At 68.1% G+C, this 23,581-nt stretch carries 15 protein-coding genes and 1 tRNA gene; 7 read left to right on the plus strand and 9 right to left on the minus strand.

Annotation, left to right across the window (positions count from 1 at the left end; translation table 11 throughout):
• Positions 1-203: 203 nt before the first annotated feature.
• The 3 genes from JOF47_RS10895 to JOF47_RS22345 form a co-directional block, all read right to left on the minus strand.
• Positions 204-277 (minus strand) — tRNA-Met (locus JOF47_RS10895).
• 87 nt (positions 278-364) lie between these two features.
• A complete protein-coding gene (locus JOF47_RS10900) occupies positions 365-3,328 on the minus strand; it encodes a UPF0182 family membrane protein (RefSeq protein ID WP_210001571.1) in 2,964 nt (987 codons plus the stop codon).
• Positions 3,329-3,613: 285 nt separating this feature from the next.
• Positions 3,614-4,804, minus strand: a complete 1,191-nt coding sequence (locus tag JOF47_RS22345) for a YlbL family protein (RefSeq protein WP_209997702.1) — start codon at positions 4,802-4,804, stop codon at positions 3,614-3,616.
• Between the two features lie 222 nt (positions 4,805-5,026).
• Between JOF47_RS22345 and JOF47_RS10910 the strand changes: the two genes are divergently transcribed.
• Entirely contained in the window at positions 5,027-6,514 is a 1,488-nt protein-coding gene (locus JOF47_RS10910) for a zinc-dependent metalloprotease (protein ID WP_209997704.1), read from the plus strand.
• A gap of 115 nt (positions 6,515-6,629) precedes the next feature.
• Here JOF47_RS10910 and JOF47_RS10915 read toward each other — a convergent pair whose 3' ends face one another.
• Positions 6,630-7,298 (minus strand): M48 metallopeptidase family protein, encoded by a 669-nt coding sequence (locus JOF47_RS10915; RefSeq protein WP_209997705.1) that lies wholly within the window; start codon positions 7,296-7,298, stop codon positions 6,630-6,632.
• A gap of 162 nt (positions 7,299-7,460) precedes the next feature.
• On the opposite strand from JOF47_RS10915, the gene JOF47_RS10920 reads away from it, so the two are divergent.
• Positions 7,461-8,543: a ThiF family adenylyltransferase gene (locus tag JOF47_RS10920; RefSeq protein ID WP_209997724.1), complete on the plus strand. Its 1,083-nt coding sequence runs from the start codon at positions 7,461-7,463 to the stop codon at positions 8,541-8,543.
• A gap of 31 nt (positions 8,544-8,574) precedes the next feature.
• Here JOF47_RS10920 and JOF47_RS10925 read toward each other — a convergent pair whose 3' ends face one another.
• Together JOF47_RS10925 and nudC are read right to left on the minus strand one after the other, a co-directional pair.
• Positions 8,575-10,677: an ATP-dependent DNA helicase UvrD2 gene (locus JOF47_RS10925; RefSeq protein WP_209997725.1), complete on the minus strand. Its 2,103-nt coding sequence runs from the start codon at positions 10,675-10,677 to the stop codon at positions 8,575-8,577.
• A 7-nt stretch (positions 10,678-10,684) separates the two neighbouring features.
• Positions 10,685-11,644: an NAD(+) diphosphatase gene (gene nudC / locus JOF47_RS10930; RefSeq protein ID WP_209997727.1), complete on the minus strand. Its 960-nt coding sequence runs from the start codon at positions 11,642-11,644 to the stop codon at positions 10,685-10,687.
• Between the two features lie 283 nt (positions 11,645-11,927).
• Here nudC and JOF47_RS10935 point away from each other — a divergent pair, with 283 nt between their 5' ends.
• The 3 genes from JOF47_RS10935 to JOF47_RS10945 all read left to right on the plus strand — a co-directional run bounded on the left by JOF47_RS10935 (position 11,928) and on the right by JOF47_RS10945 (position 14,217).
• Positions 11,928-13,310: a phosphotransferase gene (locus tag JOF47_RS10935; protein WP_342592757.1), complete on the plus strand. Its 1,383-nt coding sequence runs from the start codon at positions 11,928-11,930 to the stop codon at positions 13,308-13,310.
• A gap of 146 nt (positions 13,311-13,456) precedes the next feature.
• The gene (locus JOF47_RS10940) at positions 13,457-14,026 is read left to right on the plus strand and encodes a hypothetical protein (RefSeq protein ID WP_209997728.1); all 570 of its coding nucleotides are present in this window, start codon (positions 13,457-13,459) and stop codon (positions 14,024-14,026) included.
• Positions 14,023-14,217: a hypothetical protein gene (locus JOF47_RS10945; RefSeq protein ID WP_209997729.1), complete on the plus strand. Its 195-nt coding sequence runs from the start codon at positions 14,023-14,025 to the stop codon at positions 14,215-14,217. The genes JOF47_RS10940 and JOF47_RS10945 overlap by 4 nt, the downstream gene beginning before the upstream one ends.
• 77 nt (positions 14,218-14,294) lie before the next feature.
• On the opposite strand, the gene JOF47_RS10950 is transcribed toward JOF47_RS10945, so the two are convergent.
• From JOF47_RS10950 to JOF47_RS10960, 3 genes are read right to left on the minus strand one after another with little or no spacing between them, the layout of a single operon-like run.
• Positions 14,295-17,759, minus strand: a complete 3,465-nt coding sequence (locus JOF47_RS10950) for an ATP-dependent helicase (RefSeq protein WP_210001574.1) — start codon at positions 17,757-17,759, stop codon at positions 14,295-14,297.
• An 8-nt stretch (positions 17,760-17,767) separates the two neighbouring features.
• Positions 17,768-21,103 (minus strand): ATP-dependent helicase, encoded by a 3,336-nt coding sequence (locus tag JOF47_RS10955; RefSeq protein ID WP_245356343.1) that lies wholly within the window; start codon positions 21,101-21,103, stop codon positions 17,768-17,770.
• A gap of 8 nt (positions 21,104-21,111) precedes the next feature.
• Positions 21,112-21,513 carry an MGMT family protein gene (locus tag JOF47_RS10960; RefSeq protein WP_209997732.1) on the minus strand — a complete coding sequence of 134 codons (402 nt, stop codon included), beginning with the start codon at positions 21,511-21,513 and terminating at the stop codon, positions 21,112-21,114.
• Positions 21,514-21,604: 91 nt separating this feature from the next.
• Between JOF47_RS10960 and JOF47_RS10965 the strand changes: the two genes are divergently transcribed.
• A complete protein-coding gene (locus JOF47_RS10965) occupies positions 21,605-22,285 on the plus strand; it encodes a 3'-5' exonuclease (RefSeq protein ID WP_209997734.1) in 681 nt (226 codons plus the stop codon).
• A 303-nt stretch (positions 22,286-22,588) separates the two neighbouring features.
• Complete coding sequence (locus JOF47_RS10970) at positions 22,589-23,581, plus strand: methionine ABC transporter ATP-binding protein (RefSeq protein ID WP_209997735.1); 993 nt, start codon at positions 22,589-22,591, stop codon at positions 23,579-23,581.

The raw sequence follows: 23,581 nt of genomic DNA on the forward strand, positions 1-23,581 counted from the left end.
ATCGCGCCGAATGCAGAATTTTCCAAGGTGCGCTTCCTCACTTAAGCGCCCGCTTGCGCCACGTCGCTCCAATGCGCCCCTAGACGGCGGGCCGCTGGCAAGATCCGCGCAGGAGCCATGCGGGACCGAAAGTGCGGCAGCTGGCTTAAACGGCAAAAAGGAACGACCCCGACCAGGTTTCCCTGGTCGGGGTCGTTATCTCGTGGCGGGGACAGGATTTGAACCTGTGACCTCCGGGTTATGAGCCCGGCGAGCTACCGAACTGCTCCACCCCGCGGCGATGTATCAATCATCGCCGACGAGGGTGGAATAGCGCAAATCCTGGCGGTGTCGCCCTGCTCACACCGGGAGTTCGGTTCCCTGGCTACGGCGCCGGGGTTTCCTGCGCAGGTGCCTCCGGGGCCGGTGCACCGTCCCCGTCGGTCGGGGCAGGGGTGACGGTGCCGTCGGTCGGGGCCGGCGCCTCCGGGACAACAGGCTTCCCGGTCAGCTCGGCTTCGGCCTCGATTGCAGCTTCGAGTGCCTTCTGCAACTTGGCCTGCTCCGCGCCGTACTTGGCGAAGTCGTTCTGCGCCAGAGCAGCCTGGCCCGCCTTGATCGCCGCTCTTGCGTCGTTCAGGGCCTGCGTCAGCTTCTGCTGCGCCGTCTGTGTCACGGGCGGCTTGCCCGGTTCGCCTCCGCCGGAGGTTCCACCGTTTTCGCTGGTCACGGCGCCGGACGAACCCTCGAAGACCTGGTCAAGCGCCTCGGAGAGGGTGTCGGCGAAGCCGACGTTGTCACCGAACGCCACCAGGACCTTGCGCAGGGTCGGGTAGGAGGTCGCACCCGAGGACTGCACGTAGACAGGCTGAACGTAGAGGATGCCGTCACCGACCGGCAGTGAAAGCAGGTTGCCGTTTTTGACCTGCGATGCACCCTGGCGCAACAGGTTCAACGTCTGCGACACGGTGGTGTTGGAGTCGAAGTTCTGCTGTGCCTGGCCCGGGCCCGGCACGCTGGTTTCGCGCGGCAGCGCAAGCAGACGAAGCTTGCCGTAGCCCTCGGCCTTCTTGCCTGCCTCGTTTCCCGCGTCGGCCTCGGCCGAGAGGAACCCGAAGAGCACGTTTCGCTGCTGTCCACCCGCCGCGGTCTGCGGAATGAAGGTGGAGGTCAGCGAGAAGGTCTCGGCGTCCTGCGTCGGCATCTTCAGCGACATGTAGTACGGCGGCTGCTTGATGTTGGCGTTGCCCTGTGTTGGTTCCGAGGGCACCGCCCAGGCGTCGTTGGAGTCGTAGAAGCCGTCTGGATCCGTCACGTGGTACGTGGCGAGCAGCTCGCGCTGGACCTTGAACAGGTCCTCCGGGTAACGCACGTGGCTCATCAGCTCGCCGGACATCTCCGACATCGGCTTGATGTTCGCCGGGAAAACCTTCTGCCAGGCCTGCAGGAGCGGCTCGTCGGCCTCCCATGCGTACAGGGTGACGGAGCCGTCGTAGGCGTCGACCGTCGCCTTGACCGAGTTGCGGATGTAGTTCACCTGGCCGGTCAGTGCCGCGGCACGGGTTCCGCCGGTCAGCGAGTCGGTGACCGCCGAATCCAGCTGCTGCTGCTTGGAGTACGGGTAGTTCTTTGAGGTGGTGTAAGCATCGACGATCCACTGCACGCGGCCGTCGACGATCGCCGGGTAGGCGTTGGAATCCACCGTCAGGTACGGTGCGACCTTCTGCACGCGGTCCTTCGGGTTTCGGTCGTAGAGGATCTGCGACTCGGAATTGATCGCATCGGAAAGCAGCAGGTCCGTGGAGGCAAACTTCAGCGAGTAGACCAGGCGGTTGAAGAAGTTGCCGACCGACGGGCCGCCGTCGCCGGAGAAGGTGTTGCGGGTGTCCTGGCTGCCGGAACCGGAGGCCGGGCGGTCAAGCTCGCGCGGAGCCCAACCCTCGGGGCCGCCGACGATCGAGTACTGCGGAGAGAGCTCGCCGAAGTAGATGCGCGGTTCGTAGGTCTTGTCGCTGGCCAGCACGCCGCCGGTGGGGATGCCGCTGAGCATGAAGTCCGGGCGTCCGCCGGAGGTCACGCGGTTGCCGTAGGCGGCCACCACGCCGTAGCCGTGGGTGTAGGTGATGTGCTGGTTGACCCAGGACTCGGTGGGGTCGACGCTGAGCTCGCGCACGGCGATCACCGTGTCTTCGGTCTTGCCGTCGATGGCGTATCGGTCGACGTTCAGCGTCGGGGCGAACTTGTAGTAGGTCCGGAACTGCTGCAGCTGGGCGAACGCCGAGGAGACGAGGTTCGGGTCCAGCAGGCGGATGTTCGTGGTGGTTGCTTTGTCCTTGGCTAGCACGCCCTTCCTCGGGTTCACCTCGGCGTTGTAGGCGGTCTCCTCGACGTCTGTCAGGCCGTACGCCTGGCGGGTCATCTGGATGTTCTTCGCGATGTACGCGCGCTCCAGGGTCTTTTCCGACGGAATGACCTGGTACTGCTGCACGATGAACGGGTAGATGCCGCCGGCGACGACAACCGTCACCAGCAGCATCGCGGTGCCGATGATCGGCAGGCGCCAGCGCCCGATGATCGCGGTGACGATGAACGTGATCGCCACAAGCACCGCGGCGATCGCCAGGATCGTCTTGGTGGGGATCACCGCGTGCACGTCGGTGTACAACGCGCCGGCCACGCGGCCGTTCTGCGAAAGAAGCGTCGAGTATCGGTCAAGCCAGAAGTTGCCGGCCTGCAGGAGCAGGAAGGCGACGGCGAACACGGCGATGTGGATGCGTGCCGCATTGCCGACGACGATGCCGCCGCGCTCCTCGACGCGGATGCCGCCGTAGAGGTAGTGGGTGAGCAGGCCGGCGATGCCGGCGATCAGCACCACGGAGATCAGGTAGCCGATCAGCAGGCCCAGGAACGGCAGGGTGAAGATGTAGAAACCCAGGTCCATGTTGAACTGCGGGTCGGTCTCATTGAACGGGACCTGGTTGAAGAAGAGCAGCACCTCTTTCCACTGCGAGGTCACCGCGGTGGCGGCGAAGACGCCGATGACCACCGGGACGCCGATCATCAGCAGCCGGCGCATGGGCTCGAGCTGGGACTGGTACTTGGACATGTTGTCCTGCTGGTGGCCGTCGGGGGCGTACACCGGGCGCGCACGGTAGGCCATGCGCATCGAAATCCAGATGGTGAAGCCCATGACCAGGAACGCCACCGCAAAGATGCCGATCTTGGCAAGGTTCTCGGTCCAGAACACGGATTGGAAGCCGAGCTGGTTGTACCAGAGCACATCCGCGTACACGCTCGCGAAGAACACGAAGACGGCGACAAGGATACCGATGATGACGATCGTCGGCATCAGCGGGGACGAACGCCGCTCGGGATGCTGCTGCGGGTCGGGACGCTCCTCGGGGCCGCGCGGCGGGCCTCCGAAGGGGTTGCCAGTGCCAAAACTCAATTTTTACCTCACCGTTGGAACCGATTCAGCACGCCGGGGAGGCGCACCTCGAACAAGGACTTTGCTATCCATTCTGCCCTGCATCCGGTGCAAGAACTCAAAAGCCACAGGCATTCATAGGCAATAGTGCGTAAATTGTGACAGTTACCGGACAAAACCCGGCAAAACCCGCCCGAACCTGAGTGTTTACTGACAAGTGGGGAAGGATTTCGGGTCCTTCCCGCCGCCGATTCCTTCGACCGCGGCGCGTGCCTGATCCAAGGTTTCGACCTTCACCACGTCCAGCCCCGCGGGGACCCGACCGACCACGTCCGTGCAGTTCTCCGCCGGGGCCAGGAATACCTGCGCGCCGTTGGACTTGGCACCGACCATCTTTTGGGCGATGCCGCCGATGGGCTGCACCTGGCCGTCGGCGGTGATCGCGCCGGTGCCGGCGAAGTGTTTGCCACCGGTCATTTCACCCTCGGTCAGCTCGTCGACGATGGCGAGGGCAAACATCATGCCGGCGCTCGGGCCGCCGACGTTCTCCAGCCCGAACGTCACGTCCACAGGGAAATCGAAGCCGCTGCCCAGCAGGATGCCCAGCTGTCGTTGGCCGCCTGGCCCGGCGGTGGTGTTGACGGTGACCGTGAGGGGCTTGCCGTCGCGCAGGATCTCCAGTTCGCTGGGCTTCTCCCCCGCCTTCTGGAGTTCGTCCTTCAGCAGCGCAAGGTCGGTGACCGTGGTCCCGTTGATGGCGACCAGCTGGTCCCCGGTCTTCAGCGCCTTCGCGTTCTGTTCCGTGGCGAACCCGGCGACGGACAGGTGCTGGGTGAACGGGATGTCCAGCTCGTGCAGCGCCGCGGCGGTGGAGAGCTGCTGCGAGTCGTCCATCATCACGGTGTTCTGTTCGCTTTGCTGCTCGCTGGTGGTGCCGCGCGGCAACACCATTTCCTCGGGCAGCACGTCCTGCCGCGGGTTGATCCACCCGGAGAGCACGTTGAAGAAGCCCAGGCGCTGCTGCCCGCCGCCCTGCACGTAAACGGTTGTCATGTCCAGCGCGCCGCTGGTCGGGTAGGTCGGCTTGCCGGTGACGGTCAGCATCGCGGTGCCATCGACCTCGCCGATGGTGTTCAGCGCCGGGCCAGCCGATTCCACCACGAAGTGCGTGGGAAGCATGGCCGCCAGGGCGATGGTTCCCACGATGATCCATCCGGCGATCGACCTGCCGCGGCGAGCCGCCGCGGACTGCGGGGCGCCCTGGGCACCTGCGGCGGATGTGCTGCGCCGGCGCAGCAACGGCCGGTGGTCGGCGCCGTCGGGGTCGCCTGTCATCTGCGGGTTCGGGGCAGCAGCGTCGTTCATCGACGACTCCGGCGGTCCTGGCACTGCTGGCACGGTTCCTCTTTCATGTTTTTCATGTTGAACTGGCCGGCGAGGCGGACCCTGTCCGAGCCCCGCGGCCATTCGGTTGGCACCGTTCCAGCCTACAAGCACGGGCGGCCGGAGCCCCTGTCAACGGCGCATCGGGCGGAGTTCACAGCATTTTCCGATGTGCCCACAGCGAACTGGCTTCGCGGCCCGTGGGTCGATGCGCCGGGGCCGGGGTACCGTTGAAACATGGCTGAGAACCCCCCATCAAACCGTCCCGATGATTCCGAAAACAACGACGAGAACCCGAAGGACCCCTTCTCCGAAATGTTCGGAGCGTTGTTCGGCGGCGCGGGTGGATTCGACCCGAAGAACCTTCCCGCCGGGCTTGGCGAGGCCATGGGCGTGGGCAACAACCCCGATGCCATGGCGCAGATGATGCGCCAGGCCCAGGCGATGATGGCGGCGATGTCGCAGGGCGGCTCCGGCCCGGTGAACTGGAAAATGGCGACCGACACCGCCCGCCAGTCCATCGTCGGCGACGACCCCTCCGTTTCCGCCGCCCGCGCCTCCGCGATCGCAAACGCCGCGCAGCTGGCGGACCTGTGGCTCGATGCTGCCACCGCCCTCGAGGGCGACGGCAGCACCTGCCGCGCGCTCTCCCGCACCGAATGGGTCGAGAAGACCATGCCAGTGTGGAAGTCGTTGACCGAACCGGTGGCGATCAGCGTCGGCAAGGCCATCACCCTGGCGCTGACCGAACAGATCCCCGAGCAGATGCGCCCGATGATCGGCGGCGCGCAGGGCATGCTGCAGTCGCTGGGCGGCACCATGTTCGGCATGCAGCTGGGCACCGCCGTGGGAGGCCTGGCCAAGGACGTGCTGGGCGCCACCGACATCGGGCTGCCGCTGGCCGGCTCCGCCCCGGCGCTGGTGCCGACCAACCTCGCCGCGTTCGGCGAGGGCCTGGAGGTGCCCGAACAGGAAATCCTGCTCTTCGCCGCGCTGCGCGAATGCGCCCACGTCCGCCTGTTCAACCGGGTGCCGTGGCTGCGTTCGACGCTGATCGGCGCCATCGAGGCGTATGCGCGCGGCATCCACATCGACATGTCCCGCATCGAGGATGCGGTGCGCGACATCGACCCGATGAACCCCGAGTCGATGCAGTCGCTCATGGGCGAGGGCCTGTTCATGCCCAAGCGCACCCCGGCACAGGACGCCGCGCTGGAGAAGCTTGAACTGGTGCTGGCGCTCGTTGAGGGTTGGGTCGACCAGGTTGTCGCCGCCGCGGCGGTCAACCTGCCCAGCGCCGGCCCGCTGCGCGAGACCATCCGCCGCCGCCGGGCCTCCGGCGGGCCCGCCGAGAACGCCTTCGCCTCGCTGGTGGGCCTCGAATTGCGTCCGCGACGCCTGCGCGAGGCCGCCGCACTGTGGGCGCACCTGCTCGACGAGCGCGGCATCGAGGGCCGCGACGCCGTCTGGGACCACCCGGACCTCATGCCGACCAGCGAGGACCTGCAGGATCCGGCCGGCTTCACGCCTCGCCGCCAGCTTGCCGAGGCCAGCATGGACGACATCGACGCGGCGCTGAGCAAGCTGCTCTCCGGCGGCTTCGATGCGCCCGAGGCCGCGGACACTGCGGAGGCGGATGCAGAGGATGCCGGCGACCAGGAATCCGACGGCGACGAGGACACCGAGGGCGACGCGCCCGCCGACGGGGAACCGCAGGGCAAGTAGCCCCGGCCAACCGGCCCGGCACGTATTTCATGAACGATGGCCGGCGGCTGCCGACACACCGGATGGTGGTGTCGGCAGCCGCCGGCCATCGTTTCTTGCGTTGGAGTGCGGGCCGTCAGAACCGCTCGTGGTCCCCGTCATCCGCCTCGAAATCGTCGAAGTCGTCGTCATCGGCGAGCGGAAGTCCGGCTGCGTCCGGCACTGCCCCGGACGCTCCCCCGGAGGTGGCGTACGGCTTTGTCGCATACCCGTGGCTCACACCGGCGAGGAAGATGTTTGCGTCGTGGACACGCGGGAAGCGGGACAACTCTGTCTTGAAACGAGGCCCGTGGCCGTCGCGCGGCTCGACCAAGTGGGCCAGCTCGTGGGCCAGGACGTAGTCCTGCACCCACTGCGGCATGCCCCGCAGCCGGTCGGAGAGGCGGATCCTGCGGCTGCGCAGGCTGGCAGATCCCCAGCGGCGGGTCTGGTTGCCCACCCAGCGCACCGAAGCCGGTGCCGCGCGGCCGCCGAAGAGCTCGGCGTCCATGGCACGCGCGCGGGCCAGCAGCAGCGCATCGGCATCGGGCACCACGGCCCGGGCCACCTTCCGCTCCAGCTTCTTGACCATGTCCAGCACCAGGATCCGCTCGGCATCGTGCGTCAGCCCCGCGGGAACCGAGACCACCATGGTGCTTTCCTTCCACACGGCGGAGATCGTCTTCCGGCGCCGGGTGGAGCGCACCACCCGGATCGGCGTGCCGGAGTCGTTCACAAACTCGATGGTCGATGGGTGGACTGGCATTCTCTGTTCCTTTCCGGCCCGCTGGCCACGGCCGACGATGCTGCCGCTCCGTGCCTTCGGCACTTGCCCGCGCCGCCTTGTGGATAGCGCCCAAAACCCGTCGGGACGATGCCACCATGGGCTGGTGGAAGCCGATCGGCTCACGATGAAAGGGGCAGCACCATGAGGATCAACCCGGGTTTACAGGTACTCAGCATAGTGGAGGGCACCATCCAGATCGGCACCGGGCACCGTGCGCGGTGGATAACCGGATTGGACCCCGCCGAGCAGCAATTCGTGCTTTCGCTGTGCGGGCGGGAGCCGGCGGGCGAGCCCGCGGCGGCACCGCTCCTGCCGCCGGAACGGCAAAAGGCGCTCCTGTCCGTCCTGCGCCCGGTGCTCATCGAACCGGCCGCGGCCGCCTTCCCCTCGCCGGGTCCTGCCACGGCCTCTGCTTCTTCCTCCTCCGGGGTTTCCGCCTCCGGGGCTGCGGCCCGGGCCGCGGCGGACGCGCCGGGCAGTTCCCGGCTCACCCCGGACATCCTGCAGTGGTCGGCGGCCTATGAGCTGGACGCCGGACCGGTGCTCCGGCAGCGGGCCAACGCACGGGTCGCCATCCACCACCTGGGCAGGACCGGGCAGATGCTGGCGGGCATCCTGGCCGCCTCGGGCATCGGGTCCCTGTTGCTGTGCGACGCGGATCGCATGCAGCCGGAAGACCTCGGCGCGGCAACCACCGGCATCAACAGCGTGGGGCAATTGCGCGCCAGGGCTGCCTCGCGCGCGCTGGCGCAAACGTACCCGCGGCTCACGCTCGCCGAAACCGCGCAGCGCGGGCCCGATGCGGCGCCGGTGGACCTGGCGGTGGTGATCGCCGGCGGGCTGCTGCCGGACCTTGGCCTGCTGCCGCAGGACGAACGGCTGCTGCCGATCCTCTTCACCGACGCCGGGGTGCGCATCGGGCCCATGGTGATCCCGGGGCTGACAATGTGCGATGCCTGCGCGTGGGAACAGTGCGATCCCACGCTGCGCATCGTTCCGCCCGGCGGGCACCTCGGGCGCCAGCATCCGGTGCGGCCGGAGGCCAGCCTCGCTGCCACGGCGGCGGGCACCGCCGCCACCCAGATCCTCATGGCGCTCGACGAGGTCAACGTGCCCGCGGCGGCGGAGGCCATGATCCTGTGCGACCTGGCCACTGGGGCCACGCGGCAGGTGCCGGCGCGTCAACGGCCCGGGTGCACCTGCCTGGACGGGCAGGCCGCGTAGGCCGTGTGGGGGCTGCAGGTCCCAGGCTCCGCTACGCCGATCCGAGGATCTGCAGGATCGCGTCCCCGTAGCGCTCGAGCTTGCCGGGACCCACGCCGGAGACGAGCCCCAGCGCCGCAAGGTCACCGGGGTTCGCCTCCGCGATCGCCATCAGCGTGGCGTCGGTGAAGATCACGAACGCCGGAAGCGAGTTGGCCTGGGCGATCTGCAGCCGCCAGGACCGCAGGTTCTCAAACACCGCCTCGTCGTACCCGGCCGGGCAATTGCCGCAGCGCCCGAGCTTGCGCTCCGCCGCGCCGTTGAGCAGGGTGCCGCAGGTCCGGCAGGTCGGCGGTCCGGCGAGCGCCTTGCGCTTGGCGGCGCGGGCGGTTCCCTGGGTGCGGGAGCTGCCGGCCGGGCGCAGCCCGTCGAGGAAGCGGGAGGGCCTGCGGTGGGCGCGCCCGCCGGGGGTCCGGGCCAGCGACCAGGACAGCGAGAGGTGAACGCGGGCGCGGGTGATGCCCACGTAGAGCAGCCGGCGTTCCTCGTCGTAGCCGGCCTGGTCATCGGCGAAGGAGATCGGCATGAGCCCCTCGGAGAGCCCGACCAGGAACACCGCGTCCCATTCCAGGCCCTTGGCCGCATGCAGCGAGGCCAGGGTGACGCCCTGGATGGTCGGTGCGTGCTGGCTGGCGGAGCGTTCCTCGAGCTCGGTGACAAAGGCGTGCAGCGTGAACGGGGTGTCTGCGTCCACCCGTGCGGCGGCCATCTCGTCGGCGAGGCCTACCAGCGCGGAGAGCGACTCCCACTTCTCGCGCACGGCCCCCCCTCCGCTGGGAGCGATGTTGCTGTAGCCCAGCGAGACCAGGATGTCGCGGGTGAGCTGCGGGACCGATTCGTCGGCGGCGGTGCGGGAGGCGGAGCGTAGCTGCAGCATCGCGTCGCGCACCTCTCGGCGGTTGAAGAAGCGTTCACCGCCGCGCAGCAGGTAGCCGATGCCCTGCGCCGTGAGCGCCTGCTCGTAGGCCTCGGACTGCCCGTTGGTGCGGTACAGGATGGCGATTTCCGATGCTGGGGTGCCCGCGGCCAGCAGCTTCTTGATGCGCGCGGCGACCTCGGCGGCCTCCGCCTCGTCGTCCTTGGCCTCGATGAAGTCCGGCTCCGGCCCGGGGTCGCGCTGGGCGATCAGCTCCAGCGGCGTCGGCCAGGCAATGTCGCGGTCCGGCACCCCGGGCTCGGGCCTGCGCGCGGCGAGCACCCGGTTGGCCAGGTGCACCACCTGCGGGGTGGAGCGGTAGTCGCGCACCAGCTTGACCACCGGGGCGTCCTGGTACTTCGCGGGGAAGTCCAGCAGGTGGCGCGGGGTGGCGCCGGTGAACGAGTAGATGGTCTGGGAGGCGTCGCCCACCACGCAGAGCTCGTCGCGACCGCCCAGCCACAAATCGAGCAGGCGTTGCTGGAGCGGGGAAACGTCCTGGTATTCGTCGACCACGAAGTGGCGGTATTGGTCGCGCACCGAGGCCGCAACCCGCTCGTCGTCCTCCAGGATGGCGACGGTCAGCAGCAGCACGTCCTCGAAGTCGATGTACTGCCGGTCGGTCTTCACGTCCTCGTAGGACTGGAAGATGCGCGAGACGGTGATGGTGTCCAGCCCGCCGGGCTGCCCGCGGTCCGCCGCGGCGGCGACGTAGCTCTCCGGGGTGAGCATCGAGACCTTCGCCCATTCGATCTCCGCGGCAAGGTCGCGGACCGTGGCGCGGTCGGCATTGGTGCGCAGGCGTCGGGCGGCCTCGGTGATCAGCGGCGCCTTGTAGTCGACGATGCCCGGCAGCGAACCGCCGATGGCCTGCGGCCAGAAGTACTGCAGCTGGCGCAGCGCCGCGGCGTGGAAGGTGCGCGTCTGCACGGCCCCTGCTCCGAGCTCGCGCAGGCGGGAGCGCATTTCTGCGGCCGCCCGGGCGGTGAAGGTGACGGCCAGCAGCGAGCTGGGCTTGTAGACGCCCGAGTGCACGCCGTAGGCGATGCGGTGGGTGATGGCCCGGGTCTTGCCGGTGCCTGCGCCGGCGAGCACGCACAGCGGCCCGTTCAGCGTGGTTGCCACCTGGCGCTGCTCGGCGTCCAGCCCGGCGAGGATGCGGTCTTCGAGGGATGCCATGGGCGTTCTAGTTCTCCAGGTGTTCGGGTTCGGGCAGCGCGCCGCCGTACCAGTCTTCGATCAGGGCGCTGGCGATCGAGACGCCGACCGGCACCCCGATCTCCCCGGAGCGGATCTGCGCGGCGAGTTCCTCGCGGGTGAACCAGCGCAGGTCGATGATCTCCACCCCGTCCGGGCGCAGTTCGGTGCCCAGCGCCGTGGCCCTGAACCCGAGCATCAGCGAGCACGGGAAAGGCCAGGGCTGCGAGCCCATGTAGCGCGGGTTGGCAACCGAGACGCCGGATTCCTCAGCCACCTCGCGGACAACCGCGGACTCCAGCGACTCCCCCGGTTCCACGAATCCCGCAAGCGTTGAGAAACGCTTGCCGCCCCACTGTGCGTTCGCGCCCAGCAGCAGCCGGTCGTCCTTGTCGGTGATGGCAACGATGATGGCGGGGTCGGTGCGCGGAAAGTGCTCGGAAGCGTCGTTCGGGCAGGCCTTGACCCAGCCGGAGGCGGCTGGCTCCAGGTGGTGGCCGCAGCGCGGGCAATATTGCATCGAATGGTTCCAGTTGGCGATGGCGACGGCCTCCACAAAGAGGCCGGCATCGCGCGGTCCCAGCCCGGCGGCGACATCGCGCAACCCCAGCCACTCACCGGGGTCCGCTCCGGTCCGCTCCTTGGTGAGCTCCCCGGGATCGTCGTGGAAGGAGTGAAGAACGATCTCGCGCGTTCCGTCGAAGCCCAGGTAGATCTCCGTGCCGCCGGCCGGGACCTGCGCGCGGGCCACGAGTTCCAGGGCGCCGTCGCGCACGTGCGCCCGCCCGCCGACCAGGATCAGGTTGCCGGTCTCCGAGTCCTTGCCCAGCCGCTCCAACCAGTCGGCTTCGGTGCGCCGCTCACAGCGCCTGTCGACCGATTCGCGGGCCAGCGGCAGGGCTCCGAGGGCCGGGTGGGTCGGGCCTGCGGGCTGCGCTGTTTCACTCATACCCCTAACCGTACTGATCCTCACCGCCCAACACCTACTCCCGCACGCCCGCACGGGGTTTCTGTGCCCGAAGGCACGCCCGGGCATGGGCCCTGGCGTGCCTACGGCTGAACGGCCGGCCGGATCGCCCGATCGACACTCGCACCGGTCGGCCCGACCCGGGGTCTTGAAACGTTGCCGGTGCCACATCCAAGCTGCGAATCGGCTGGGTTTGGGCGCAAATCACGCGACTCGCCGCCTCGCGGCAGGACGCAGACGGCACCGGCGGTCTACGGTGGAGGATGTGAAACGCTCTCCCATGGAACTCGCTGCCATCGCCACCGCCGCGGTCCCCGGCTTGGCCCCCACGGGCGTGGCCTCATTGCCGGATGACAGTGATGATTTTGACTCGGTGCTCATCGTCGACGCCGCCAAAAACCGCTGGCGCGTGCGCTCGCCGCGCCATGACGAGGCCAGCATCAGGCTCGAATCCGAGTTGGCGGCGTTGCGCGCGTTTTCCGCAGGCATTCGTGCCTCGCTTCCCTTCCAGCTTCCCTCCGTCGCCGGCACTGTGCGCCAGGGCACGCTGCGGACCTTCGTGTACAACCACCTCCCGGGCAAGCAGTACTCCCTCGAGGACCTGGTGGGGCTCGGTTCCCGCTGCGCCCAGGACCTGGGTGCCGTCATGGCCGCGATCCATTCGATGCCGAAGTCTGCCATCGACCGCGCGGACCTGCCGTCTTACACCTCCGAACAGGTGCGCCAGCGCCGCCTGAACGAGCTCGACGCGGCCGCGACCACTGGGATGATCCCGTCCCGCCTGCTGCGCCGCTGGGAACACGCACTGGAGGACGTGGCGCTGTGGCGCTTCAACTCGACCGTCATCCACGGGGACCTGCACGAGGACCAGCTTCTGGTCGAGGACGCGAAGGTTGTCGCCGTGACCGGCTGGACGGACTTGCAGGTCGGCGACCCTGCCGACGACTTCGCCTGGCTGGCCGCCGTGCACGAACAGTCCTTTGCCGATGCTGCGTTCGAAGGCTACGTCGCAGTTCGCGGCGACCGCGCCGATCCACACATCATGCGCCGCGCAGCTCTTGCCGCCGAGTTCGCGCTGGCGCAGTGGCTGGTCAAGGCCATTGCCAGCGAGGACGTCCAGCGAATTGCCGAGGCCAAGACGATGCTCGAGGAGTTGGACAACGACATCGCCGAATACGGCGGGCAGCCGATCAGCGTGGTTGAGCCACCGCGTGCCACACGGGTCGAGGCCGTGGTGGCGTCGCCGGTTCCCGTGGCCGTTGCAGCCACGCCACAGTCGGCCGGATCTCCCGGGGAGGCACGTGATTCCGATGACACGGAACCTGCAACCAATGCAATCCGGCTGATTCCTTCTCCCGTCTCCGCCCCGGTCGCTGCGCCGGTCCCGGTCCCGGCGCAGCCCAAGTCCGCGCCTCGAGTTCTTCCCATTGACGGCGGAGAACCGGCTGGTGATTCCGACACGCCCGAGCCCCAAGCGCAGCACGGCGAATTGCCGGCACCGCTCAGGGCCGTTTCCGGGGCCGTCTCTGCCGATCCCGTTGCCGCCGATGACGCCAACCACGACGAATCGGCCAAGGTCAGCGAACTCCAAGAAGTGTCCGGTCCGGACACGACCGCAATTCCGGTCCAGCCTCTCGATTCGAAGTAGCCGGCAGGTACGGAATTCAGGCGGCCGTCTCCGCCCATCGAGAGTGTAGGTTCAATTAATCCATTCAGTAGACTGTGCGGTGGGCTGCTGCGTTTTGACGTCGGTGACCTGAATTCCATCACCCTATGCACCGCGGAGACACAATCATGAAGAACCTCAAAAGCAGGGCCATACTGCTGACAACTACTGCCGGAGTACTTCTGGCGCTGACCGGATGCTCCAGCGCATCCGACAAGCCGGCAGGCACCACCAACGCAGGGGCCGAAAACACCCCGGAGGCCGCGCAGATCACGGTGCCGGATGCTACTGAAGTCTTCCCGAAGACGGTCGCCGCCATGAACAAGGCGACCTCGGTAACGTTGAACGGCAACATTTCGAGCGGCTCCGAGAGCGCGAAGATCATGCTTTCCGGAAACAAGGAAGGTTCCAACACCAAGGCGACCATCACGACGAAGGATGGCACTCTCGAGCTGCTGTCCATCGAGGGCTCCAATTACATGAAGGCCGACAAGGAATTCCTCGCCAAAACGGCGGGCAAGGAAGCTGCCGGCATGCTTGCGACCATGGCCGGCGACAAATGGATTTCCGTGAAGGATGCCAGCCAGTTCGGCAACTTCAATCTCGGCTCAATGCTCGAAAGCCTTGGAACGGACAAGATGGTGAGCGTGGGGGCCCCAAGGTCACGGCCAAGTCCCTCGAGGACCTCAACGGAGTGAAGACGTTCAAGTACGTCGGCGACGAAACGAACTTCTGGATTGCCGCAGAGGGCGAGCCCAACCTGCTAAAGATCGAAGCAACAGGTTCGACAACCGACGGGACAGGCACGATGAGCTTCAGCGACTGGAACGCTGTGGCACCCCACAAGGCCCCCGCCGCCACCGAGGTCATCAGCATTCCGGGACTGTAAACACCCGCAGGTTTGCCAATGGGTCGGGAAAACGGATTATCCGTTTTCCCGACCCATTGCGCATTCCGCTGAAGCAACTAGCCGTTGAGCGTGCCGATTGACTCGCTGATCAACGCCTCGAGTTCCGCCTCCTCGGCCAGGTCATGCGGCCTGATCGTGATGCCGGAGCCAACGTAGTAGAACGCGGCGCGAACCTGTTCCACGTCGATGCCCAGCAGACGCGCCCAGCCCAGCCGGTAGACGGCCAGCTGCAACGACTTGCTGCGCAGGTCATCCCCTCGCGGCACCCGTCCGGTCTTCCAATCGACAAGCAGCCATGAACCGTCGGGCTCTTGGAAGACGGCGTCGATGCGGCCACGCACGCTGACCGGTCCGATCCGGGTCTCGATCGCGGCCTCCACGTGGGCCGGCTGACGCTGGGCCCACTCGGATTTCAGGAACGCGTCCTTCATCTCTTCCAGGTCCAACGCCTCGTCGATGTAGGCGTCCGCCGCACCCATGAATTCGCCAAGGTCAAGCATTCCGGTGGAGTCGAAGTACTCTTCCAGCCAGGCGTGGAAGGCGGTGCCGCGGCGTGCCGCAGTGCCCGGGCGGCGCGGAACCGGCCGGCGCAGATCGTCCAGCACCCCCTGGGCGTCCGTGGCCAGTTCGACAAACACCGAGGCGCGGACGTGCTTGGGCACGCTGGTGGTCCGCACCTCCGCGGACTCCGCCGCCAACCTGGCCACCAAGAGGTTCGTTTCCTTCAGCCAGGCTTCACCGATGGGCGTCTGCCAGGAGGCATCCACTTCGCCTACTGAGGCCCCGGCATCGTTCTCGATGGGTTCGGCGGATTCTTCGGGCGGAGCCTCGGACGAGGCCTCGGGCGCGGCAACCGGGAATCCCGCGGCACCGAGCACCGATCGGGCTGCGGCCTCGAGTGCGGCACGGCGTCCCGGCGGACGCGGACGCACCGTCCCTCCCCCGACCACAACGGGGCCTTCCAGCGGGTCGTAGGGCCAGCGTGCTTCCAGCGGCTCCTCACGGAACGGGTTGGCCTCCGGGGCTTGGTCGTCCTCGACCCACGTGGTGATGTGCGCCGAGGGGGTCGGGCCATCGGCCAGCGGCAACATGTCGCCGAGGAAGCCGGAGGGTTCGGTCATCTTGGTGCGCGTGCCGGTCCACACCGTGGCCGAACAGATCAGCAGGCTCTTGGCACGGGTCAGCGCCACGTACGCCAGACGCCGCTCCTCCATTTCGGCGTGGGCCAGGACCTCGGACTTGAACATCCCCTCGGCCTTGACCGCGTCGAATAGCGATTCCTGGTCGGTGTCCCATTGCGGCAAATCGTGCTTGTCGCCGCGCAGCGGCCAGGGCAGGGCGGCGTCCCCGCTGGTCCAGCGCGAATCGTTGGCGCTGGGGAAGACGCCGTCGTTCATCCCCGTCACCGCCACCACGTCCCACTCCAGCCCTTTGGAAGCGTGGATGGTCAGCAGTTGCACCGCCTCCGGGTTGGACTCGGCCTGGACGATCGCCAGCCCGCCCTCCTTTTCCGCGGCGGCCTCAAGCCAGGTGAGGAACCCGGCCAGGTCGACGCGCAGCGATGAACGCGCGTAGTCCTGGGCGATGTCGGCGAACGCGTCGAGGTGGCGGCGCGCCTCGTGGATTCCGACGCCTGGCTTGGCGGCGACCTCCAGGTCAAGGCCCATGGTGCGTTCGGTCTCGCGCAGCAGCGTTTCCAGGTCGTCGTCGATGAAACCGCGCAGGTAGCGCAGTTCGTCACGAAGCTTGGTCAACCGGCCCAGGGCCTCGGGGCTGAGCGCACGCCCGTCCCCGCTGACCCAGTCGCGGTGCGGCAGGTAATCGAGGGCCTCGACGAGGCTGGCGGCGTCGTTGAGTTCGGCGCGGGCTTCGGCCCTGATGATTTCCTCGGTCCCGTCGGGCCGCTCGAGGTTCTCGGTGCCGCCGTCCTTGAGCGCGAACTCGCGGCGCCGGGCCAGGAAACGCGACCAGTCGGCGAAGGCCATCAGGTCGGCCGGTCCGATGCGCCAGCGGGCCCCGGAGATCAGCCGCAGCAGGTGGTCCGAGCGGTTGGGGTCCACCAGCACGTTCAGCGTTGCCACCAGGTCGGTGACTTCCGGCATGCTCAGCAGGCCGCCGAGGCCCAGGATCTCATAGGGGATGCCGGCGTCCTCCAGCCCGCGGGAGATCGGGGTCAGCTGCGATCGGGTGCGGCAGAGCACCGCCATCGACGGGTGCCTGCCGTGTTCCTGGGTGAACGAGTGGCGCTCGGCGATGAAGCGCTGGGCCAGGGCCGCCGCCTCCTGGGCACCCGTGGCATGGCGGGCCAGCTCGACCACCCCGGTGCCGGCAAAGGCGCTGGGTTTCAGCGACGGCACGGCGATGCCGGAGACCGCCGCCGAATTCAGCCGCGCGGAGACGGCGTTCGCCGCCTCCAGCACGTTGATGGAGTTGCGCCAGGCCGTGCTCAGGTACGCGACGGATGCCGGGCGCAGGCCCTCCCCGTCGATGGCGGGGAACTCGACGGGGAACCGGAAGAGCTGCCCGGCGCTGGCGCCGCGGAAACCGTAGATCGACTGGTTGGGATCGCCCACCGCGGTCAGCGCGTGCCCGCCGCCGAAGATCGAGGAGAACAGCACCATTTGCGCGTGCGAGGTGTCCTGGAACTCGTCCAGCAGCACCACCTTGAACTTGGCGCGTTCCCCCTCCGAGGCCTCCGGGATCTCCTGGGCGATGCGGGCTGCCAGTGCCACGAGGTCCCCGTAGTCCAGGGCGCCGCGCGCGGCCTTCGCCTGCGCATACTCGACGGCCAGCTCGGCGATCGTGGAACGGGTGCGCAGCTTGTCCAGCAGCTTGCGCGCCTCCAGCGAGGGCGCGGCCTGCTTGTCCACCCGGTACGGCAGGGCCTCCAGCCTGGCCACCAGCTCGTCGACCCAGGCCTTGGCATCGGTGGGCGGCATGAGATGTTCGGCGCATTCCCCGGCGAAGGTGACAACCGCATCGATCAGCGTGTTCTTGGACGAGGCTAGGTGCTCGTAGTCGCCGGTGTAGTCTTCGACCACGGCGGCCGCGACCTGCCAGGCCTGTGCGGTGCCAAGCAGCGCGGTGTCGGACTCGACCCCGATGCGCAGCCCGTGTTCCTTCACGATGGTGTTGGCGTAGGAGTGGTAGGTGGAGACGCTGGGATCCAGCAGCCCCTCCCCCTCCTCGAGTTCCAAAAGGCCGGAGCGGGCGAGCTTTTCCAGCTGCCCGCGGATGCGCTGGGCCAGCTCCCCGGCGGCCTTGCGGGTGAACGTCACCCCGAGGATCTCTTCGGGGCGCACCAGCTTGTTGGCCACCAGCCAGATGACGCGGTCGGCCATGGTGGCGGTCTTGCCGGACCCGGCGCCGGCGATCACCAGCAACGGTTCCAGCGGCGAGGAAATGATCGCTGATTGCTCGGCGGTCGGCTGGTGCTGGCCGAGCAGGTCCGCGAGTTCCTCCGGGGAGTAGACGCGGACCGGGCCCCGCTCGTCGGCGGCGGTTTCCTGCGGGTCTATCATGGGGCGGCTCACGGCTCGGTCACCTGTTTTCCTTCGCTACAGAGCGGACAAATGCTGGGCAGCCGGCAGCTGCTGCCGCTGCGCCCGCCGCGGGCGGGATCGTGCCGGCTCAGGAAGTCGGCCTCGCCCATCAGCTCGGCGGCCTGGAGCACCATGGGGGTGGCCCAGTCCTCGTCGATGATCGGCGGTTGGGCCTGCTCGCGCGGGCTCTTGGTGTTGGTGCCCAGCTGCACCAGCGAGGCGCCGGCCGGCCGGGTGGTCAGTTCCTCGGCGGTCTTGCCGGCGAGCGCACCGTTGATGACGGCGGCCTGGTAGGCGCCGAGCTGCGGGTGGCGTTCGACGTCCTTGCCGCTGGGCTGTGACTTGCCGGTCTTCAGGTCCACGACCCAGGGGTTTCCGGCCTCGTCGGCCTCCACCCGGTCCACCACCCCGCGCAGCAGCGCGTCGCGCTTGTCGCCGGGGATCGTCACGTCGAACGGGATTTCCCGCCCGATCAGCCTGCGGTTTTCCCCGCGCATCATGATCGAGTACTGGGCGAGCTTCTTGAGCATCGACTCGGCGCGCTCGCGGTCGCGCGCGCCCTCCCAGTTCTCCGGCATTTCGAGTTCCGGCCAGCGTTCGTCGAGCACCTCCAGGTACTGCCCGCCGCTGGCCTCCGGGTATTCCTCGGCGATGGAGTGCACCAGGGTGCCAAGGCTCCGGGCGAAGTCGGTGGCGGCCTCCCCCCCGGCGGCCTGCACAAACCAGTTCAGAGGGGAGTTCATGACCGACTCGACCTTGGAGGGGGAAACCTTCACCGGTTCGCCCACCGGCGTGACCGGTCCGTGGCTGGTGGCCTCCTGCAGCCCCCACCAGCTGTTGGGGTGCACGCCGCGTATCGGGAAGGGCGCCCTGAGCAGCATGGCAAGGGACCGGGCAGCGTCGGCGTGCAGCGGGGCCCGCTCCGGGTCCAGCGCGGTGGCCTCGGCGGCCTGGCGCAGTTCGGCGACCAGCGCGCCGAGCGTGCGCGGGCGCGGCACAAAGACCGGGCGCCGGGGTTCGAGCGCCCCGTGCGGGTCCACCACGTCCAGGAACGACGAGGGCTGCGCGTCCTCGGAGGCCACGGCGATGCAGACGACCTTTTGGCGGGCGCGGGAGATGGCGTTGGCGAAGGTGCGCAGCTCGTCGGCCCGGGTTTCGCGCAGGCGGGCGGCGATGTTGCGGGTGGGCAGGATTTGCGGGCCGTGTTCGATGACGTCGCTGAGCGCCCCGCCGCCCAGCAGTTCGCCACGCAGCCGGGTGTTGGGCCAGATGCCCTCCTGCATGCCGGGGATCAGCACCAGGTCCCATTCGCGCCCGGCCGCCGCGGCGGTGGTGAGCACCTGCACGGAGGCGGCGGACCCGCCGCGGTTGGCCAGGGTGTCCATGGGCAGTTCCTGGCCCAGCACGTGGTCGACGAATTGCTGCACGCTGGAGCCCGGGAGCTGGTCGACGAAGCGTTCGGCGCTCTGGAAGATCGCCAGCATCGCGTCGAGGTCGTGGTCCGCGCGGGCGCCGAGCACGCCTCCGCCCAAGGCGGTCTCCGTCCACTTCTCGGCCATGCCGCTGGCGGCCCACAACGCCCAGAGGGCGGTCTCGGCGTTCACGTTCGGCGCGGCCAGCTCGCCCTTCAGCGCCTGGTACATGCGGGCCAGCCGTCTGGCGCCGGCCGCTTCCCGGCCCATGGTCTCCATCAGGGGAAGTTGCTCGAGCATGCCGGCAAGCAGGTCCGCGCTGGACCGCTGCCCGCCCTCGGCCACCTCGTGGCGGCGCAACCCCTGGCGCAGCCTGCGCACGTCCAGCGCCGTGGAGGTCGCGTAGCGGGACATCAACAATTCCTGAAGCAGCAGCGGGTCCGGGATCTTCTCCGGGTCCAGTGCCAGCTGCATCAAGTCCAGCAGCGGGCGCACCGCAGGCTCCTCCCGCAGCGGGGTTTCCGCCGGCGGGGTGTTCACCGCGATCCCGGTTCCCGCCAGGTACTTGGACATGGCCCGCACCTGGCCGCCGTTGCGCAGCACCACGGCCATGGAGTCCAGGGCGCGCCCGTTCATCAGGTGTTCCTCAAGCAGCCGCTGGGCGACCAGGCGCTGTTCGTGAATGGGCGAGTCGACGAGCAGGACCTCCAACGCCGCAGGGTTGCCGGTCTCGTCGGGCTCCGCGGTGTCGCTGTCGGCGAGCCCTGCAACGGCATGGGTCTCGGCAGCCACAGCGGCGTCGGCATCGGGGTTTTCTGATTCAAGCTCGCTTGCCACGAGCGTCCTGCCGGCGGCGCCGGCGGAGACCGGGATGCGACGTGCCACCCGGCCCCAGACCTCTGCCAGCCCGGGGTTCAGCCGGTAGGAGGTGCGGAGTTCAAACGTGCGAGCCGGCGCCTTCTCGGTGCCGTGCAGGGACGCGAAATCGCCCAGCAGGTCCGGGCGCGCGCCGCGGAAGCCCTGGACGACGTTGTCGGGCACGGCAAAGGCGACCAGGTCGCGCCCGCGGGCCAGCATGGAGAGCAGCCGCTGCTGCGCCGGGTTGGCTTCCTGCAGGTCATCGACCAAAACCAGGTGCAGGCGCTCGTGCTCGGCGGCCAGGAATTCCGGGTTCGATTCCAGCAGGTACGCGGCCTCGGCGATCAGCCCGGCGGGGTCGAAGGCCTCGGCGCTGCCCAGGTCCAGCAGGTCCCGGTACTCCTGGTAGAACTGCGCGGCGGCTACCCATTCGGGGCGGTGCAGCGCTTCGCCCAGGTCCTGCAGTTCGCCCGCATCGAGCCCGTGTTCGGAGACGCGGTCGAACAGCTCGCGCAGCTCCTTGCGGAAACCGCGGGTGCCTACGGCCTCACCCAGGGAGGACGGCCATTCCGGCGCGGGGGTGAACCCCTGCGCGTGCCCCTCCAGGAGGTGCCCGATCAGCGTGTCCTGCTCGGGACCGGAGAGGAGCCGGGGCGGGCGCTGCAGCTGCGGCAGCAGCCCGTCGAGCCGCGCGCGGCGGATCAGGTCGAACGCGTAGGCGGACCAGGTGCGCACGGCGGGTTCGGAGAAGGTCTTTTCGGTGCTGGCGGACAGGTCGTCGCGCAGCTGGGCCGCGGCAACACGGGTCGGCGAGAGCACCAGGAGGTGTTCGGGGTCCAGCCCGCGGTCCAGCCGCGAGGTGAGCATGCGCAGCAGCGTGGCGGTTTTCCCGGTGCCGGGGGCGCCGAGCACCAGCAGCGGACCGTGGCCCGCCTCCAGGTCGACCAGTTCCTGCTGCGCGGGGTCCTGGGCGTAGGCAGGCCCCCCGGAGAAGGCTTCGTGCGCAGGCGTCCGGGAATCCGTCGTCGGGGAATCCATCGTGCGGGAATTCATGTTCTCCATCAGATCAGTGGTGTACGACGCTTTGGAACCGGCAGCAGGGCCGCGACCTCGTCGATGCGCCGGTGTTCGGACTCGCCCGGCTCCCACCGGGCCGCTTTCATGAGCACGCCGGAACCGCGCTGCGGCGTGCCTTCGGCAACCCATTGGACCTCGGCCCGGGCTTGCAGGTCCGCGGGCAGGCTGCCGTCGGCGCGCAGCACCCGCCACCAGCACACGGCCGAACCGGACCGGGACATGGCCTTGCCCACCTGGCGCGGGCCGCCGGACCCGAGCAGTTCTGCGATGTCCCCGTAGGAGAGCACCTTGCCCGGCGGAATCAGGGCAGCCACTTCCAGCACCGCCTCGTCGTAGTCGAGGCGGCCGCCGTTTTCCTGCTGCCCGTCGGCAGTGCTTTGCACCATGCATCAAATCTATCCGGCATTGCACGCCCGCCATCAACGCCGCCGCGGTGTCCTGTGCCAAAGTGTCCGCCATCCCCGGTAGCGTAGGTGCATGACTTCCTGGCATACACTCCCCCGCGCCGCGTTCGACCTTGAAACCACCGGGCGCGATCCGCTCGATGCACGCATCGTCACGGCGTCGATCGTCGTGGTCAACGGCCGCTCCGAAATCCTACACACCAAGGAATGGCTGGTGAACCCCGGGGTGCCGATCCCGGTGGAAGCCAGCGAGATCCACGGCATCTACACCGCCCAGGCCCAGGCCGAGGGCATCGACGCCGCGACGGCCGTCGCGGAGATTTCCGCCTACCTTGCTGACCTGTTCCAGACCATGCCGGTCATGGCGTTCAACGCCGCCTACGATTTCACCGTGCTGGACCGCGAGGCAAAGCGCCACGGCGTGGCCCCGCTGGCCCCCGCGCCGGTCATCGACCCGTACATCATGGACAAGCAGGTGGACAAGTACCGCCGCGGCAAGCGCAACCTCTCGGTGATGAGCGAGTTCTACGGCGTTCCGCTGCTCAACGCCCACACTTCCGCGGCTGACGCGGCCGCAACCATCGGCATCGCCGACGCACTGGCCACCAAGTACCCCAAGCTGCAGGTCGACCCGCTGGAATTGCATGGCGCACAGGTCTCCTGGGCCGCCGAACAGGCCGCTGGCCTGCAGGAGTTCTTCCGCCGCAAGGACTCGGCCGCGGTTGTCAACGGCGAGTGGCCGGTGCGCGGCTGACACACGGGCCCGCCCGGGACGCCACCCGGGCAACCCCATAAACAGCACGGTGCCCGGTGAACGTGAGACAGTTCACCGGGCACAGCTGTGCCGTCGCTCACCATGACGGGCTCCGCCGGGTCGTCGATTTCTTCGGCGAAGGGCCGGCTGATGCAACAAATCGATGGCGGCAAACCGGATGGACCCGTCTCGCTGCGCAAAATTGCGCTGAAGTACCACGATTGCGCCGCAATCATTCGATAGTGCTTCAATATGTAGTACCCCTTTTTACTTTTTGCATTTTGATTGCCGAGGACACCCCTTTTGATCACAGTTACCGACCTGCGCAAGGTCTACCAGCAGGGCGATCGCACCGTCGTCGCCCTTGACGGTGTCTCCTTGCACGTTGATGCCGGCCAGATTCACGGCATCATCGGCCATTCCGGCGCCGGAAAGTCGACGCTTGTGCGTTGCCTGACCCTGTTGGATCGCCCCACCTCCGGGTCCGTTGCAGTGAACAACCAAGAACTCGCAAACGTTTCCGATGCCGACCTGCGCACCGCGCGCCGACGCATCGGCATGGTCTTCCAGCACGCAAACCTGATGGATTCGCGCACCACCGCCCAGAACGTGGCGTTCCCGCTCGAACTCATCGGCACCCCGAAGGCCAGGATCAAGGCCAAGGTTGCCGACCTCCTGGAGCTGGTGGGCCTGACCAAGTTTGCCGATGCCTACCCGGCACAGCTTTCCGGCGGGCAGCGCCAGCGCGTGGGCATCGCCCGCGCCCTGTGCTCGGACCCCGACGTGCTGCTCTGCGACGAGCCGACCAGCGCTCTGGACCCGAAGACCACCGACGAGATCCTTGAACTGATCAAGTCCGTGCGCGACCGCCTGAACCTCACGGTGCTGATCATCACGCACGAGATGAACGTCGTTAAGCAGGCCTGCGATTCGGTGTCCCTGCTGGATTCCGGCCGCATCGTCGAACACGGCGACATCCAGAAGGTCGTGGCAGACCCGTCCGGCCGCCTGTCCCAGGCGTTGCTGCCGATGCCCGGCGACTTGCCGGACGGCCTTCCTGCCGGCACCGTGCTGGACCTGCTGTACTCGGGCGCCCGCGCCACCGAGCCCGTGATCTCCTCGATCGCCCGCACCTTCAATATCGATGTCAACGTGCTGGCCGGTTCGGTAGAGCACCTCGGCGAACACCAATTCGCGCACCTGCGCATCCAGCTTCCCGAAGGATCCGACATCGCCGCCATCACCGCGCACCTGCTTTCCAACGGCGTTGCAGTGACCGTGAAGGAGGCCAAGTAA

The organism is Paeniglutamicibacter kerguelensis (assembly GCF_017876535.1).
Classification (GTDB): Bacteria; Actinomycetota; Actinomycetes; order Actinomycetales; family Micrococcaceae; genus Paeniglutamicibacter; species Paeniglutamicibacter kerguelensis.